This is a genomic window from Clostridium gelidum, from assembly GCF_019977655.1.
In the GTDB taxonomy this organism is placed as follows: domain Bacteria; phylum Bacillota; class Clostridia; order Clostridiales; family Clostridiaceae; genus Clostridium; species Clostridium gelidum.
In genome coordinates, this window is sequence record NZ_AP024849.1 from 566,997 (window position 1) to 582,032 (window position 15,036).

Genomic DNA, 15,036 nt, shown 5'->3' on the forward strand with positions numbered 1-15,036 from the left:
AGTCACAGAGGTAGCAAAAATATAAGTTTATAATTAAATCATAAGAAGTAAGGAAAATTAGAAAATATAAATTGGAGGAATTAAGTATGGTTAAAGTATTAAATAGTAATGAATTTGCTGAAAATGTTGAAAATACTAAAGGGGTAGTAGTTGTTGATTTCTCTGCAACTTGGTGTGGACCATGTAAGATGTTAGCTCCAGTATTTGAGGGAGTTAGCAATAAAATGGAAGATAAAGCTAAATTCTTTAAGGTAGACATAGATCAAAACAATAATCTAGCTCAAAAGTATAGAATAGCTGCAGTTCCAACTATGATTATATTTAAGGATGGAGTCCCTGTAGAAAACTTAGCTGGTTTTATGCCAGAGCAAAATATAACAAATAAGGTTAATGCACATTTATAGAAAGCAAAAGTATAATAAATTTACGTGATTGGCAGGTAGGCTAAATTAGATATACCTGCTTTTCAGTATTTATAAACATGGCTCAGACATTGTATAAGTATAATGAATTTACATGTTTGGCAGATAGTCTAAATTAAAGTTAGACTGTCTGCTTTTTAAATACATATATAGTATTTCTAATTTGCTAAGGCATATTATTAAATATTTTTACTACTAAATTTAATTTGCATTTGCCAAAAACATATGATAAAATATCTTTAGTAATAATAATTATTAAGTAACAAGGGGAGATTGAAATGGCAGCATTTAAATGGAAAGAAGAATATAATTTAAACATTGAAGAAATTGATAAACAACATAAAAAGTTAATGGAAATAGGAGAAAGAGCATATGATATCGCAATAATAGATGATGGATATGATAGATATGATGAAATAATGACAATAATTGATGAACTTTTAGAATATACAAAATATCATTTTGAGTATGAAGAAAATATGCTAAAAGAATATAACTATAATCATACCCACGACCAAGCGGAAGAACATGAAATCTATGTAAATAAGATAAATAAAGTATCTTCAAGAGAAGATATAGATGAGAATCAAAGAAAAATAATATTAGAAATTATAGATTTTCTATCAGAATGGATTAGTAAACACATTATGATTGCAGATAGAGGATATGCAGTATTTTTAAAAACAGTTGTATAATATAAGGAGAGGAAACTTAAATAAGGAGTTTCCTCTCTTTTGAATTTAAAAATAATATAGTGTTACAATGTAAATTTATTAAGAAATTTTATTTAAATACATAGTATCATTTGTTATCTTACAGCCAATATTAATATGAGGATTAATGTTTTGTATCATTTTATATGTAGAAAGAATAGAGCTTTTGAATCATAAAATATATTTATGATTATATTACAAATACTTATTTCACTTATGAATAGACATGTATTATACTTAAAACCATCAGAATCTCGTTTTAGGTACATGAAAATAAATAACAAGTTCCCTAATTGCAAATATAAGTTCCGATATGCAGAAAAGTTCCATATTGTAGCATAGCTGCTCTGTTCTAAAGTGTGGATATTTTTCATCAGGCAAGGAGGAAAATTGACTTGTTATTTTTTGGATTGTGCTTTATGTAAAAAACGATAATTTTAAGGGAGATGTATAGTTTTTATGGTTAATGCAAAGAGACAAAAAGAAATGAAGGGCTTAGGATTTTTATTACAAAATGATAAAGAGCATTATGCAGTAAGGTTTTTAAGTAAAGCAGGAAATTTTACTACTCAGGAATTAAATAATATTAATAAGATTGCAGAAAAATATGGACGAGGCTATGTTGGTCTTACAACAAGACTTCAAATGGAAATTCCTTGGATTAAAGATGAAGATGCAAAAAATGTAATGGAAGAAGCAAAAAGATTAGGACTACGTCATGGTGGTACAGGTCAAAAAATAAGACCATTAGTTGCATGTAAAGGAACTGTATGTCTTCATGGAAATATTGATACTCAAGAAATTTGCAGACAATTGGAAAGCAAATACTTTGGAACAGATACACCACATAAATGTAAAATGGGTATTGTTGGATGTGCTAACAATTGTGCAAAAGCAAATATAAATGATATTGGAGTAATGGGTAGAACAATACCAGAATTTAATTTAGATAACTGCATTGGTTGTGGTCTTTGTGTACAAGGCTGTAGACAAAAAGCATTAGAAGTAATAGATAAAAAAATAATTTACAATAAAGACTTATGTGTAAGTTGTGGTGAATGTGTAAAAGTTTGTAGGACTAATGCAGCCCTTGCTAAAGAAAAAGGTGCAGAAATATTTGTTGGTGGAAGATTTGGAAGGGGAATAAGAATTGGAGATTCCCTTGGGAAAATTTTCAAAGAAGAAGAGGTAGTGTTTGTTATCGATAAAATTATGGAACATTACAGAGAAATAGGTAATAAAGGTGAGAGAATTTCAGGAGTTATGGATAGAGTGGGGAAGGAAAAGTTTATAGATGATGTATTAAAAAAGATTGATTGATATTGAAAGAATGCTTAATAGGCATTCTTTTTTTTGTTATATTCGAATGTAAAAATAAGTTACATTTACAATTAATGTTAAGATGATTACGAAAGTAAGTCAATATTTTTTTGTGGCATTTGACAATAAAACTGTTGAGTTAATAAAGGGAATAATATATAATATAATAAAACATTGTAAAACACAACGAAGTGAAAACTATATAGTTATGTTTTGTAATGTTTTATTTTTTTTTTTAAATATAAGCACAAGGGGGAGTATAAATGAAATTTAAAAGAATTATATGGGCAGGATTAATTAATTTAATAATCATAACAGTATTTTTAGGGTGCACTGCAACACAAAAACCAGCGCAAGGAGATTCAAATACTACTAAAAAAGCAGAAAACCAATTAGATACATCAGAAAATAAGAAATATGAGGGGAAAACATTACTTGTATATTGTGCAGCAGGTGTAAATAATCCAATGAATACTATTGGAGAAAAATTTAAAGAAAAATATGGTGCTGATGTTCAATTTACTTATGCTAATTCCACTGAGCTTATAAGTCAAATGGAAATTACTAAGAAAGGTGATATTTGTATTTTAGCATCAGTAGAGGATTATCAAGTAGCAAAGGATAAAAATTTAATTAAAGATGAAAAAGAATTAGTAAAACATATACCTGCTATTGCTGTTCCTAAAGGAAATCCAGCAAAAATCAATTCTTTAAAGGATTTTGGTAAATCAGGAGTTAAGATTATTATAGGTGATCCACAAACTTCACCTTTAGGAAAGCTGGCAAATAAGTTATTTGAAAAACAGGGAGTATTAGATGCAGCGAAAAATAATACAGTAGCTACCTTTAGCACAGTAAATGAAGTAGTTACTTTCCTTTCGCAAGGTAAGGGAGATTGTTCTATTGTATGGGAAGATAATATTTTAAATGCATCAAAGGATTTAGATTTAATAGCTATTCCAGAAAGTGAAAATGCAATTAAGACTATGCCTATCTGTACCTTGCAAAGTTCACCTGATAATGAATTAGCACAGGAGTTTATGAAGTATGCAGGATCTGATGAGGCTAATGAAATACTTAAGAAATTTAATCTAAAGCCAATACAGTAAAGGAAACTAGGAAGATGTTTAAAGAAAAGTATAAAGATATTCTTTTTAAGGTTGTCATAGGCATGTTTGTAATTATGCTTACAGGTTTAATATTGCTTACAATATTTTCAGTTGTAAAAAGAAGTTTACCTTATATTTTAGAAAGCCTTATGGATGAAGAAATTAAATTTGCAATAAAAACAACGTTATATACATCAACTATAGCAACTTTGATTTCATTGATATTTGCAATTCCTATTTCCTATGGATTAGCTAAATTTAATTTTTATGGAAAAGGAATAGTTAGTGGGATAATTCAAATTCCAAATTCAATTCCACCAATTGCATCAGGAATTGCATTGTTATTATTATGTAGTAATGAAAAAATGAGTATTTTACTTAATAAACTACATTTAGATCCTGTGTTTTCAGTGAAAGGAATTATATTAGCTCATTTTTTTATTAATGCTCCATATATGATTAGAATTATAAGAACAACCTTTGAGGATATAAATCCTAAGCTTGAATTTATGTCAAGAACCTTAGGATATGGCAGTTTCGGAACATTCTTTAAAGTTAGCCTTCCTTTAGCTAGAAATGGATTGATTACTGCTATAATTATAACTTGGACAAACACTCTTGGAGAATTTGGCACTGCGTTAATGCTTGCTGGATCTATAAGAATGAAAACAGAAACATTACCAGTAGCAATATTTCTAAATTTATCAGGTGGAAATTTAGATAAAGCTTTAGCAGCAGCAACAATTTTAATTATCATTTCTATTATAGGATTAATTACTTTTGAATTTATATGTAAAAAAGATAACATATACTTAAAATAGTAGAAAGGGAGAGGTGGTATGCTTAATGTTAATCACGTTTATAAAAGCTTTGAAGAATTTAATCTTAAAGATATAAATTTTCAAGTAAATGACGGAGAATACTTTGTTATATTAGGACCTACAGGAACAGGAAAGACAGTTATTTTAGAATCTATAGCAGGAATGTATAATATAGATAAAGGCGATATTTATATTGATAATATTAATATTACAAAAGTGCCACCAGAAAACAGGAATATAGGACTTGTATATCAGAGTTGTTTATTATTTCCTCATTTATCAGTAAGAGAGAATATCGCTTTTGGTCTTAAAGCAAGGAAGATGAAAAAACAAGAAATTAATGCAGTTTTAGATGATATGGCTGAAATACTAAACATTAAACATTTGTTAAATAGAAAAACTAATAATTTAAGTGGTGGGGAAAAGCAAAGAGTAGCTTTTGCAAGAGCTATTGTTACAAACCCTAAAATACTTTTATTAGATGAGGTTAGTAGTGCACTAGACCCAAATACGAAAAGAGAATTCCAGATTAATTTAAAAAAAATACACAAAAGATTACATACAACAACAATTCACGTGACACATGATTTTAATGAAGCATTATATTTAGCAGATAGAATAGCTGTTATTAATAATGGACAAATATGTGAAATAGGAACACCAAAAGATATATTCAATAATCCTACAACAGAATTTGTAGCTAAATTTGTTTGTAACAATAATTTTAAGTATGGAGATGAAATATATGAGCGAATACAAATTTTATAATAATTTATTTAAACGATTTATAGAGATTGTAAAAGATAATAGTAACTATTCAGCTGTAGTCATTTAAAATTTTAATAGATATACTTTTAGGTATGGCAAATAGGGGTATCAACTTATTCTCAATACCCCTAGAAATATCTTAGTTAAACTAAGGTCGGATCGATTATATTTGAAGTAAATACTGATTTTATACAATCCAAAGTATTCAAGCTATTTTTTCGAACCGTGGATACATATCCACGAATTCTAGTAAATGCTTTTGCGCCATCTTTACTTCTAAATGTTCCAGAGATTTTTTGTTTAACCTTAGTCATTCGTAGATCACGCTCTGCAAGATTATTATCAAAAGGTATTTCAAAATCATACATAAAAGCAAGTATTTGATTTTTATAACCGCTTAATCTATTTAATAGATTAAGACTAGTACTTTTCTTTACTTTCTTTTTACTGTATGCTTTACTATTTGCTATATAATCTTCTTTGAAGCCATCTTCTAATATTTGATCATATCTTTTTTCAAAGGCTTCAATTTTATCTAAAGTTAAGGCATTGGCAGTATTCCAAGATAAATCTACTTCTTTTTTTATTTCTACTAATAGATTTTTCAAAGGCTCTGCCCATTTTTGTTTTTCTAGCTCTGATATAGCATTTAACTCTCTTAATATGTGAGCATTGCATAAAGCGTGCTCACAAGAGTATTGATGATATGTCTTCCAGCAGTCATGTACTGCTGTTCCGGTAAATTTAGGTAATATATTTATATCATCAATAGCTTCTTTACCTCGTTTTTCATGTGCTTCATAATAAGTATATTTATCATTTGAAGCAACATGTAGCCATTGGCGTTTTTTATCTATATATATTCCAGTTTCGTCATAATGTACAGCACCTTGATAATTAGTTATTGCATTTTTTATATTTTCTTCAACAAGTTCTAATTTTTCATGACAGTTATTATTAAAATTGACTATTGTACCTTGACTTAAACTTATATTAAACATATCAGAAATCAATTCAGCACCACGTTTAAACGGAATTAATTGATATTGAGTTAAATAAACAGCTATCGCTTTTACTTTATCGCCATATTGAACTGTGTTTGTTATTCCCTCAGGGAATTTACCGGTGTTTTTTCTTCTACACTTTGGACATTTTTTAACTTCTGATCTATGTTCAGTAACTTTTACTTTAGTCTCTGGTAGATCAACCACTTGTCGTACAATTATACTGTCCGGAGCTACATCCTGTAAGGATTCTCCGCAAATATCACATTTATCTACAGTGTGTACAATTATTTCATCTGGATTTTCAGTAAGCTCAAGTGTCTTTCCATCATGACCTTCTTGACCACCAGGTTTTTTGCCTGATTTAGTTCTTAAAGTTTTAGTTTTCTTTTTAAAACCATCTGTCGATGGTGGTTTGCTACTGTTATTACTATTCTTTTGAGTTTGTTTTTCTAAAGATTGAACACGCTCACCGAGAGCTTTATTTTCTTTTGAAATTTTTTCTACTTGAGAATTTAGACCTTTTATTTCATTTGTAAGTTCTTTTATAACACTCATAACTTGCGTTAATCCTTGATTATAGATTTCTATAATTTTGCCTTCGCTCACGATAGTCACCACCTTATCATTAGTTTTTTAAAAGACAATATTTATAATACCAAAAGCTAAGAATAATAGGAATAATTTTTTGAAAAATTATTTAATATATAATAAATTTATTCAATAGCTGAATAGTTACAGATAATAATTTAATGGATAATACAGTAAAAGTAACAGGAAGGGCTTTAACTTCAAAAGAAGCTATTGGCGAAACAGAAAAAAAGGACTTTCCTATATTAAAGGGAAAAGAAAAATTATTACAGGCGGACTTTAATGGAGTGAAAGGGCAAGCTTTCACAGATATGCCTGGAAATTATTCTGGAACCCTTAAAGATATAATAGAAATGCCATTAGACACTAATTTTAATATAGCAATTTATATTGCTACCTTAAATGCAGTCTGTAGATATTTAAAACTTGCAGATAAAACAATTCATTGTAGAGATAGTGGACCAGAAAAATGTTCAATAGAGTTAGAGAGTTATTTAAAATCTAGATTTGGTAATCCTAAAATAGCTTTAATAGGATACCAGCCAAGCATGTTAGATAGACTTAGTAAAAGTTTTAAAGTTAGGATAGTTGATCTAGATAAAGATAATATAAATACTGTAAAATATGGAGTTATGGTTGAAGATGGTAATAAAGATACAGAAGCTTTACTTAAATGGTGTGATGTTATTGTAGCAACTGGAAGCACTATATCAAATAATACAATAACAAGTTTATTTGTAGAGAATAAGCCAAGAATATTTTTTGGAACTACTTTAGCTGGAGCTTCTGCACTTATGGGATTAGAAAGATTTTGTCCGTGTTCAGAGTAATGAAACTTATAAGCTGTATTTCGGATAGTTAGGCACATGAAAATAAATAACAAGTCCAAAATATCCATGGCAAATGGACTTGTTATTTTTTTGATTGTGCCTTAAGTAATTGAAAAAACTTTTAAAGTGAATTTCTAAAAGAGTCAATTTGTAATATTAGTAGTTTTACTGTAAATATTACAAATTGACTCTTCATAAGGTATATGTAATTTTTAATACTATTTAATTGCTTGCAATATCTTTTGTTATCTTACATCCTATATCAATAGCTTTTGCATAATACACTGAAGTAGTTACAATTGCATTAACTCCTGTTTTAGCATATTCTTCGATATTACTTTCATTAATACCTCCAGCGGCTAAAATAACAATAGAAGGATTAATGTTTTTCAAAATATCTACATATTTTTTTAATTCATCGTATGGAATTTTATCAAATTGAAGCCCATCAATACCACATTTACAAAGTTTAATGGCCTCATCTATATTTTCCACTTCAGCTATTATCTTTTTCTCACAGACTTTAGATTTTACACTCTCTAGAATTTTTATAAGCTCATCAGTACCACCTAAGAAGTTTAAATGCTGCTTGAAAATCAATACCGTTTCTGATAATCCTAATCTATGTGAAAATCCACCTCCAGCAACAACAGCTTTTATAGATAAATCCTTTGTTCCAGGAATAACTTTTCTTGTAGTGATCACATGAAGATTTGGATTTATTTTAGATGCTTTATCAACTAAAATTTTTGTTTTTGTAGCAATTCCAGAACTGTAATCAAGAATGTTTTGTGAGACTTTCCATGCTGTATGAAGGTCTTCAGCATTTCCTTTTCCTTCAATGAAAATTTCATTTTTCTTTATTAAAGTACCAGAAGGACAAGTTTTAGTTACTTGTATGTTTAGTTTGTTAAATATTTTGGCAACTTCTTCTGTACCACAAAGTACAGCATCTTCTCTTGAAAAGAATTGTATTGTCCCTTTTTGACTACTAATGCCTAATACCAAAGTAGTTAAATCTAAGTATGGAACATCTTCTTTAATAAATCTGTCTATAAGTTCATCTGAAATATACATTTATGAGACCACCTTTTAAATTACTTTTTATTTTTAAATATTTTTATCCATTTTACTTTAATTTCTTATTATATTTTGATGAGAAAATTAGCTGTATCTATAGTTAATAGTAAGCTGTTTAAAAAAGTAAGTCAATAATTTTTGTTGGCATTTGACAATAAAAACAAAATAAAGTAATATAAAATAACAAATGCTATTAATAATTATAAAAACATAAGATGTACGATACTACGACAGCATGACTAAGGTTAAATGAGCATCAATTTAATAAATCTGAAATAGATAGATAATTTAGTTGTAAAAATATAAAAACAATGATATTTTTAGAATTGTGGAGTTAGGTATTAAGCCAGTGTAAACGATTGTGATTTAATTTGATAAAGTTTGGGGAATTTGGAGGGAGTTTAATGGGAAAAGTAGTTTCTTTAAATATTAGTGATAAAAGAGGTACTGAAAAAAAACAAGTTGTATCGGTTAATGCTATAGAAGGATTTGGTATAGAGGGGGATGCACATGCAGGAGATTGGGATAAGCAGGTAAGTCTTTTATCTATAGAAGCTTTAGATAAGGTTCCTATAGATAAAATTGAAGAAGTTGAAAAAGGTGGATTTACTGAAAATATTACAGTATCAGGTATTTCACTCCATGAGCAAAATGTGGGCTCATTAGTTCGAATCGGAGAGGCTATAATTAAAATATTACATATTGGAAAAGAAGAATATAAGGAATATGGTAGACCTTATATAGTTAGTAGAGAAGGTAGATTTGGAATAGTAATTAAAGGCGGAAAAATAAATATAGGTGATTCAGTAGAGATTATATCCGAAGATACTTTCTTATAAATTATAGATAAAGTGAGGGATAAAAATGAAGATTGCAGTGACGGCAGATGGAAAAAGCTTAGATAGTAAGGTAGCAGAAGAATTTGAAGAATGGCTTATATCTACTCATTGTTAATATGGAGGATTTTAGTATTACAGCTATAAAAAATGATAATTTATTTCAAAGCTCCTCTGGAGAAAAATTAGGGAATGAAGTGTTAAAGCATGATTGTGAGGCTTTAATAACAGGTAAAATAAAACCCTTAGCATTTAATATATTAGCAGATGCTTGTGTAACAAGATATTTTGGCATTGGCAATTCAGTTCAAAATACAATAGAATTAATGAAAAATAGATCTCTAAAATTAATAAGAAACTATGATGGAACAGAAAAATGTGATGGGCATCATAATTAGTTAAATTTCTTATATAGGGTTAGGTACAAAGGGGCATATCAAACTAGTGCGATAGCCTCTTCTTATTGTATTTTAAATACCAGAAGTTAGACTTATGGTTCTAAGTATAATGAAGCTACGTATTTAGCACGAGTTTAAGATTAAGTTACACTACCTGTTTGGGATATATATAAATCAACCTATTTTAATTAATTTTAATTGGCATTTGAGAACTAAAAATGAATAGAAGTAGAATGAAAAATGCAAAATATCGATATAAAGTAAATTAATCTATATAAGCTCTAGCGAAAACAGTAAGCGGTACTGATAAAATCATCCCCATACTTCCTGCAAGCGCTCTTAGTATTTCTACAGAAATATCTTGAAGACTAATTATATATGAAAAATTAACATTATGTCCTAAGAAAACCATTAAAGTAACAACAGAACTTCCTACATATGCTAAGATAAGCGTATTAGACATAGTTCCTATCATATCTCTTCCAATATTAAATCCAGATTCAATCAACAAAGGTTTACTTATACTAGGATTGCTTTCTTTAATCTCATTCATTGAAGTAGCTACAGACATACTCATATCTAAATTAGCACCAAGTGCACCAACCACAATACTAGAAAATAATATTCCTTGAAAATCGAATTTAATATTTGGAGAATATTTTGACAGGGATAAAAATTCTTCATAATTAATTGAAATATGAAGAGAATTGCTCATTATGAATGTAATTATGCCTGCTATTATAACACCGCCTAAAGCTCCAATAAGGCAAGAAATTGTTTTTTTATTCAATCCATTTTGTATTATTAATGAAAAAAAAGAAATAATTAGACAACAAATTATTGTTAATTTTATGGGACTATAACCACTAAGTATTCCTGGTAGCAGTAGCATATAAATTATACATATATTAAAGGCAATAGATAAGATTGCATAGAAGCCTTTTATGCCTCCTATAAAAATAACTAAGGCTATAAAAAATGCAACTAATAACAAAATATTTTTTTCTCTTGGATAATTATATATTGTTGCATTTAATTTATTATTACTACCAGCTTGAATTGATATCTGAACAAAATCATTAGGTTTTAAAGCTAATTCAGAATCATTTACAACTAAAGTATTGTCTAATATAAATTCTTTACCTTTATATTTACCTTCAGATACTAATACCTTAATTTTAGAATTTTGGTTTGGGTTAGAAAAAGTAACATTTTCAACTAAAGCCTTACAGAGTATTTTGTTATCAAGAAATGTAGCATTAGTTTTGTCCACTTTAAATGGTGAAAAAATAAATACTAGAATTAATAAAAGAAAAGTTAACATTATACGTGATAAGGAAAATTTATTGATAAATAACCACCTCGTTACTATAAAAATACAATTGATATAATATAATATATGTTGAATATTAAGAATTATTTTCAAATAAGGCATATGAAAGAAAATAATAAAAAACTATTTACAACATATTACCAAAGTGATAATATTGACTATAAACAAGAGCTAAGTGCACAAAACTCTTAAAAATTAAATATAGAATCAGCAATGAAAGGGACGAGTATTATAGAATACAGTTTCAAGAGAGGGAGTGTCACCGGCTGTAAGCATTCCAAGATATGACTATAAGAAAACTACCCTAGAGCTATGGCTTATTAGCTAGAATTAGTAAAATGCCATCGGTGAGAGTCGTTAAAAGTTTTGAGAAGAATTGAATTATTTTAATTCAATTTGGGTGGAACCACGGATATTATACATTCGTCCCAAGATAGGGACGGGTGTTTTTTTTGTATAAATAATTAATCTTATAAATAAAACTAATAAAAAGGAGTCAATAAATTATGATAAGTATAAAACTTAAAGATGGATCAATAAAAGAAATTTCTGATGAATCTAATATCTATGATCTAGCAAATTCAATTAGCAAGAATTTAGCTAAAGTTGCAATAGTTGGGGAAGTTAATGGAACCTTAGTTGATTTGAATTGTAAATTAAAAGATAATGATGAGGTAAACATTTTAACATGTGATGATGAAAAAGCAGTTGAAGTGATTAGACATTCTACTTCTCATATTATGGCTCAAGCAATTAAGAGAATTTATAAAATTTCTAAACTTGCTATAGGACCTTCAATAGAAAATGGATTTTATTATGATTTTGATATTGAAAATTCATTAAGTGCGGAGGACTTAGATAAGATTGAAGCTGAAATGAATAATATAATTAAAGAAAATTTGAAGTTTGAGAGAATTGATGTCTCTAGAGAAGAAGCAATAAGGCTAATGGAGGAAAAAGGAGAAACATACAAAGTAGAGCTTATTCGTGATTTACCAGAAAAAGAAGCTATATCTTTGTATAGGCAAGGAGATTATGTTGACCTTTGTAGAGGACCTCATATTCCTTCTACAAAATACGTGAAAGCATTTAAATTAATAAGTGTAGCTGGAGCATATTGGAGAGGCAATGAGAAAAATAAGATGCTACAAAGAGTATATGGTGTAGCATTTTCTAATAAAACATTATTAGAAACTCATTTGCATAATTTAGAGGAAGCTAAAAAAAGAGATCATAGAAAATTAGGGAAGGAACTAAAATTATTTTCTTTTGTAGAAGAAGGACCAGGGTTCCCATTTTTATTACCTAAGGGTGTAATTCTTAAAAATAATTTAATTGATTTTTGGAGAAAGTTACACTGTGAAGCAGGTTATGTTGAAATTGAGACACCAATAATGCTTAATAAAAAATTATGGGAAACTTCAGGACATTGGGATCATTATAAAGAAAATATGTATACTTCAATGATTGATGAGGAAGAATTTGCATTGAAACCAATGAATTGTCCAGGAGGAATGTTAGTATACAAATCAGAAGCTCATTCGTACAGAGATTTTCCAATGAGAGTAGGTGAACTTGGAAGGGTTCATAGACATGAACTTTCAGGAGCATTGCATGGACTCATGAGAGTACGAGCATTTACTCAAGATGATGCTCATATATTTATGTTACCAAATCAAATAAAATCAGAAATAAAAGGAGTTATTGACCTTATTGATAAGGTGTATTCAAAATTTGGATTTAAATATAGCCTTGAATTATCTACAAGACCAGATGACTCTATGGGAAGCGAAGAAGATTGGTGCTTAGCAGAAAGTTCTTTAAAAGGTGCATTAGATGAGTTGAATCTAGAGTATAAAATAAATGAAGGTGATGGAGCATTCTATGGACCTAAAATAGATTTTCATCTTGAAGATAGTATAGGAAGAACATGGCAATGCGGAACAATTCAATTAGATTTTCAATTGCCTCAAAGATTTGAATTAGACTACATTGGAAGTGATGGAGAAAAACATAAACCAATAGTTATTCATAGAGTAATATTTGGAAGTATAGAAAGATTCATGGGAATATTAATTGAACACTTTGCTGGAAAATTCCCAACATGGCTTTCGCCAGTTCAAGTAAAAGTATTACCTATATCAAATAAATTCAATGATTATTGTGCGAAAATTAAAGATGAATTAAGCGCAAATGGAATAAGAGTTGAAATGGATTATAGATATGAAAAGATAGGATATAAAATAAGAGAAGCTAGAAATGAAAGAGTACCTTATATTATTGTTGTTGGAGAAAAGGAAGAGAATGAAAATACAATTTCATTACGTAGTAGGGAAAATGGAGATGAAGGAAATTTAAAGTTAGAAGACTTAATGGAAAGAATTAATAAAGAAATTAAGAATAAAGAATAAAGAATTATAAAGCAGGGTTAGTTAATGACTACAAAAGAAGTAATTATTTGAAGCCTATGAAAATGAATAATAATTAAAAAACTTCTCGGAAATAATAGGAAAGCTAAGGCAATAAAGATTCATATACGAATCTTTATTGCCTTTTTTCATTAAGCACCTATCTAGTAGCAAAATGATTTTTAGGTGGTGTAGGTATTTTTTCTTAACCATTGTAAATGTTAATATTCATAACAACAACTATAAATATGAAGAACAATATATATTCTAAACCATATCTATTCTTCAGAATATTACCATATATATGGTGAACCATATATATTCTGAAGAATATGCGCCAAAAATGCGGGCTCAGAAGGTATTGAGTTAAAATGGTTATTAAGTTTAATGTAATTTTTGAAATCTTTTTAAATGATTAAATTTGTTTTAAAATCAATATTCATTTAAAACAGAGATTGATAATAAAACATAAAGTAAATTTAGATATTAATAGCATTTGACAGTAACAAAAAATAGTAATAATATAATATTGGCAAATGCTATTAAAAATAGGGAGATGATTTTATGTCAGATTGTAATTCTTGTTCATCAAAGGATGGATGTAATAAGGATAAGGAAAGTTGTATGATTGAAAATAATCCTTTGAATAATGTTAAAAAAATTATTGGTGTTATGAGTGGTAAGGGAGGAGTGGGGAAATCTTCAATTTCTGTTCTTATTGCAAAACAGTTAAAAGCGCTTGGATATAGTGTTGGTGTTTTAGATGCAGATATAACTGGACCTAGTGTTCCAAGGCTTCTTGGTGTGGAGAATAAAAAAGTCATGATGGCTGAAAATGCCATGTATCCTGTAAAAACTAGCGATGGAATTAAAGTTATGTCTTTAAATTTATTAATGGAAAATGAAGAAGATCCTGTTCTTTGGAGAGGTCCTATAATATCAGGAATGGTTAAGCAATTTTGGACTGATGTACTTTGGGAAGAACTTGATTATTTAATAATTGATATGCCACCAGGAACAGGAGATGTGGCATTAACAGTTATGCAGTCTATTCCGATTGATGGAGTTGTTATGGTTTCTGTTCCACAAGATTTAGTTTCAATGATAGTATCAAAAGCTGTAAATATGGTAAAGAAGATGGATATTAATCTTTTAGGTGTTATTGAAAATATGAGTTATATAACTTGTGATAAATGTGGAGATAAAATGAAACTTTTTAATGGTGATAATACAGAAAAGTTTTTAAAAGACATGAATTTAAAGCTTTTAGGAGAACTTCCTATGCTAAATAGTATAAATAACCTAGGACAATATGATAATGCACATATAGATGAAAGTTTAGAACTAATATTTGACCCTATAGTTAAAAACATTATTAGTGAGTTAGAATAATATTTTTAATA

The 15,036-nt window shown here is 28.5% G+C and carries 14 protein-coding genes and 1 other annotated feature; of the genes, 11 read left to right on the forward strand and 3 right to left on the reverse strand.

Features of this window, described 5'->3' with window-relative positions; translation table 11 throughout:
- The first annotated feature begins 86 nt into the window (after positions 1–86).
- The 6 genes from trxA to psyc5s11_RS02700 all read left to right on the forward strand — a co-directional run bounded on the left by trxA (position 87) and on the right by psyc5s11_RS02700 (position 5,153).
- Positions 87–404 (forward strand): thioredoxin, encoded by a 318-nt coding sequence (gene trxA / locus psyc5s11_RS02675; protein ID WP_224036102.1) that lies wholly within the window; start codon positions 87–89, stop codon positions 402–404.
- Positions 405–700: 296 nt separating this feature from the next.
- Positions 701–1,117, forward strand: a complete 417-nt coding sequence (locus tag psyc5s11_RS02680; protein WP_224036103.1) for a bacteriohemerythrin — start codon at positions 701–703, stop codon at positions 1,115–1,117.
- 477 nt (positions 1,118–1,594) lie between these two features.
- Positions 1,595–2,455, forward strand: a complete 861-nt coding sequence (locus tag psyc5s11_RS02685; RefSeq protein ID WP_224036104.1) for a 4Fe-4S binding protein — start codon at positions 1,595–1,597, stop codon at positions 2,453–2,455.
- A 263-nt stretch (positions 2,456–2,718) separates the two neighbouring features.
- Positions 2,719–3,564, forward strand: coding sequence for a molybdate ABC transporter substrate-binding protein (gene modA / locus psyc5s11_RS02690; RefSeq protein ID WP_224036105.1), 846 nt, complete (start codon positions 2,719–2,721; stop codon positions 3,562–3,564).
- Between the two features lie 14 nt (positions 3,565–3,578).
- Positions 3,579–4,385: an ABC transporter permease gene (locus psyc5s11_RS02695; protein WP_224036106.1), complete on the forward strand. Its 807-nt coding sequence runs from the start codon at positions 3,579–3,581 to the stop codon at positions 4,383–4,385.
- Positions 4,386–4,403: 18 nt separating this feature from the next.
- Positions 4,404–5,153: an ABC transporter ATP-binding protein gene (locus psyc5s11_RS02700; RefSeq protein ID WP_224036107.1), complete on the forward strand. Its 750-nt coding sequence runs from the start codon at positions 4,404–4,406 to the stop codon at positions 5,151–5,153.
- Between the two features lie 143 nt (positions 5,154–5,296).
- Here psyc5s11_RS02700 and tnpC read toward each other — a convergent pair whose 3' ends face one another.
- Complete coding sequence (gene tnpC, locus psyc5s11_RS02705; protein WP_224033641.1) at positions 5,297–6,766, reverse strand: IS66 family transposase; 1,470 nt, start codon at positions 6,764–6,766, stop codon at positions 5,297–5,299.
- A gap of 143 nt (positions 6,767–6,909) precedes the next feature.
- On the opposite strand from tnpC, the gene psyc5s11_RS02710 reads away from it, so the two are divergent.
- On the forward strand, positions 6,910–7,578 hold the full coding sequence (locus psyc5s11_RS02710; RefSeq protein WP_224036108.1) for a Rossmann-like domain-containing protein: 669 nt from the start codon (positions 6,910–6,912) through the stop codon (positions 7,576–7,578).
- A gap of 222 nt (positions 7,579–7,800) precedes the next feature.
- Here the strand turns inward: psyc5s11_RS02710 and modD are convergent, their stop codons facing one another.
- Positions 7,801–8,655: a ModD protein gene (gene modD, locus psyc5s11_RS02715; protein WP_224036109.1), complete on the reverse strand. Its 855-nt coding sequence runs from the start codon at positions 8,653–8,655 to the stop codon at positions 7,801–7,803.
- A 407-nt stretch (positions 8,656–9,062) separates the two neighbouring features.
- On the opposite strand from modD, the gene psyc5s11_RS02720 reads away from it, so the two are divergent.
- Both psyc5s11_RS02720 and psyc5s11_RS02725 read left to right on the forward strand, forming a co-directional pair.
- Positions 9,063–9,497, forward strand: a complete 435-nt coding sequence (locus tag psyc5s11_RS02720) for an MOSC domain-containing protein (protein ID WP_224036110.1) — start codon at positions 9,063–9,065, stop codon at positions 9,495–9,497.
- 116 nt (positions 9,498–9,613) lie between these two features.
- Complete coding sequence (locus psyc5s11_RS02725) at positions 9,614–9,892, forward strand: NifB/NifX family molybdenum-iron cluster-binding protein (protein WP_258712423.1); 279 nt, start codon at positions 9,614–9,616, stop codon at positions 9,890–9,892.
- A 265-nt stretch (positions 9,893–10,157) separates the two neighbouring features.
- On the opposite strand, the gene psyc5s11_RS02730 is transcribed toward psyc5s11_RS02725, so the two are convergent.
- Entirely contained in the window at positions 10,158–11,216 is a 1,059-nt protein-coding gene (locus tag psyc5s11_RS02730; RefSeq protein WP_224036112.1) for a YibE/F family protein, read from the reverse strand.
- A 213-nt stretch (positions 11,217–11,429) separates the two neighbouring features.
- Positions 11,430–11,659 (forward strand) — a binding site (T-box leader).
- Positions 11,660–11,731: 72 nt separating this feature from the next.
- On the opposite strand from psyc5s11_RS02730, the gene thrS reads away from it, so the two are divergent.
- A complete protein-coding gene (gene thrS, locus psyc5s11_RS02735) occupies positions 11,732–13,636 on the forward strand; it encodes a threonine--tRNA ligase (protein ID WP_224036113.1) in 1,905 nt (634 codons plus the stop codon).
- A gap of 561 nt (positions 13,637–14,197) precedes the next feature.
- Positions 14,198–15,025: an Mrp/NBP35 family ATP-binding protein gene (locus psyc5s11_RS02740; RefSeq protein WP_224036114.1), complete on the forward strand. Its 828-nt coding sequence runs from the start codon at positions 14,198–14,200 to the stop codon at positions 15,023–15,025.
- Positions 15,026–15,036 lie beyond the last annotated feature (11 nt).

Bases quoted from the DNA above. Each gene is read 5' to 3' on its own strand.
- modA (WP_224036105.1), top strand. From the start codon at position 2,719: ATGAAATTTAAAAGAATTATATGGGCAGGATTAATTAATTTAATAATC.
- psyc5s11_RS02700 (WP_224036107.1), top strand. From the start codon at position 4,404: ATGCTTAATGTTAATCACGTTTATAAAAGCTTTGAAGAATTTAATCTT.
- trxA (WP_224036102.1), top strand. From the start codon at position 87: ATGGTTAAAGTATTAAATAGTAATGAATTTGCTGAAAATGTTGAAAAT.
- psyc5s11_RS02685 (WP_224036104.1), top strand. From the start codon at position 1,595: ATGGTTAATGCAAAGAGACAAAAAGAAATGAAGGGCTTAGGATTTTTA.
- thrS (WP_224036113.1), top strand. From the start codon at position 11,732: ATGATAAGTATAAAACTTAAAGATGGATCAATAAAAGAAATTTCTGAT.
- psyc5s11_RS02725 (WP_258712423.1), top strand. From the start codon at position 9,614: ATGGAGGATTTTAGTATTACAGCTATAAAAAATGATAATTTATTTCAA.
- psyc5s11_RS02740 (WP_224036114.1), top strand. From the start codon at position 14,198: ATGTCAGATTGTAATTCTTGTTCATCAAAGGATGGATGTAATAAGGAT.
- modD (WP_224036109.1), bottom strand. From the start codon at position 8,655: ATGTATATTTCAGATGAACTTATAGACAGATTTATTAAAGAAGATGTT.
- psyc5s11_RS02710 (WP_224036108.1), top strand. From the start codon at position 6,910: ATGGATAATACAGTAAAAGTAACAGGAAGGGCTTTAACTTCAAAAGAA.
- psyc5s11_RS02695 (WP_224036106.1), top strand. From the start codon at position 3,579: ATGTTTAAAGAAAAGTATAAAGATATTCTTTTTAAGGTTGTCATAGGC.
- psyc5s11_RS02720 (WP_224036110.1), top strand. From the start codon at position 9,063: ATGGGAAAAGTAGTTTCTTTAAATATTAGTGATAAAAGAGGTACTGAA.
- psyc5s11_RS02730 (WP_224036112.1), bottom strand. From the start codon at position 11,216: ATGTTAACTTTTCTTTTATTAATTCTAGTATTTATTTTTTCACCATTT.
- psyc5s11_RS02680 (WP_224036103.1), top strand. From the start codon at position 701: ATGGCAGCATTTAAATGGAAAGAAGAATATAATTTAAACATTGAAGAA.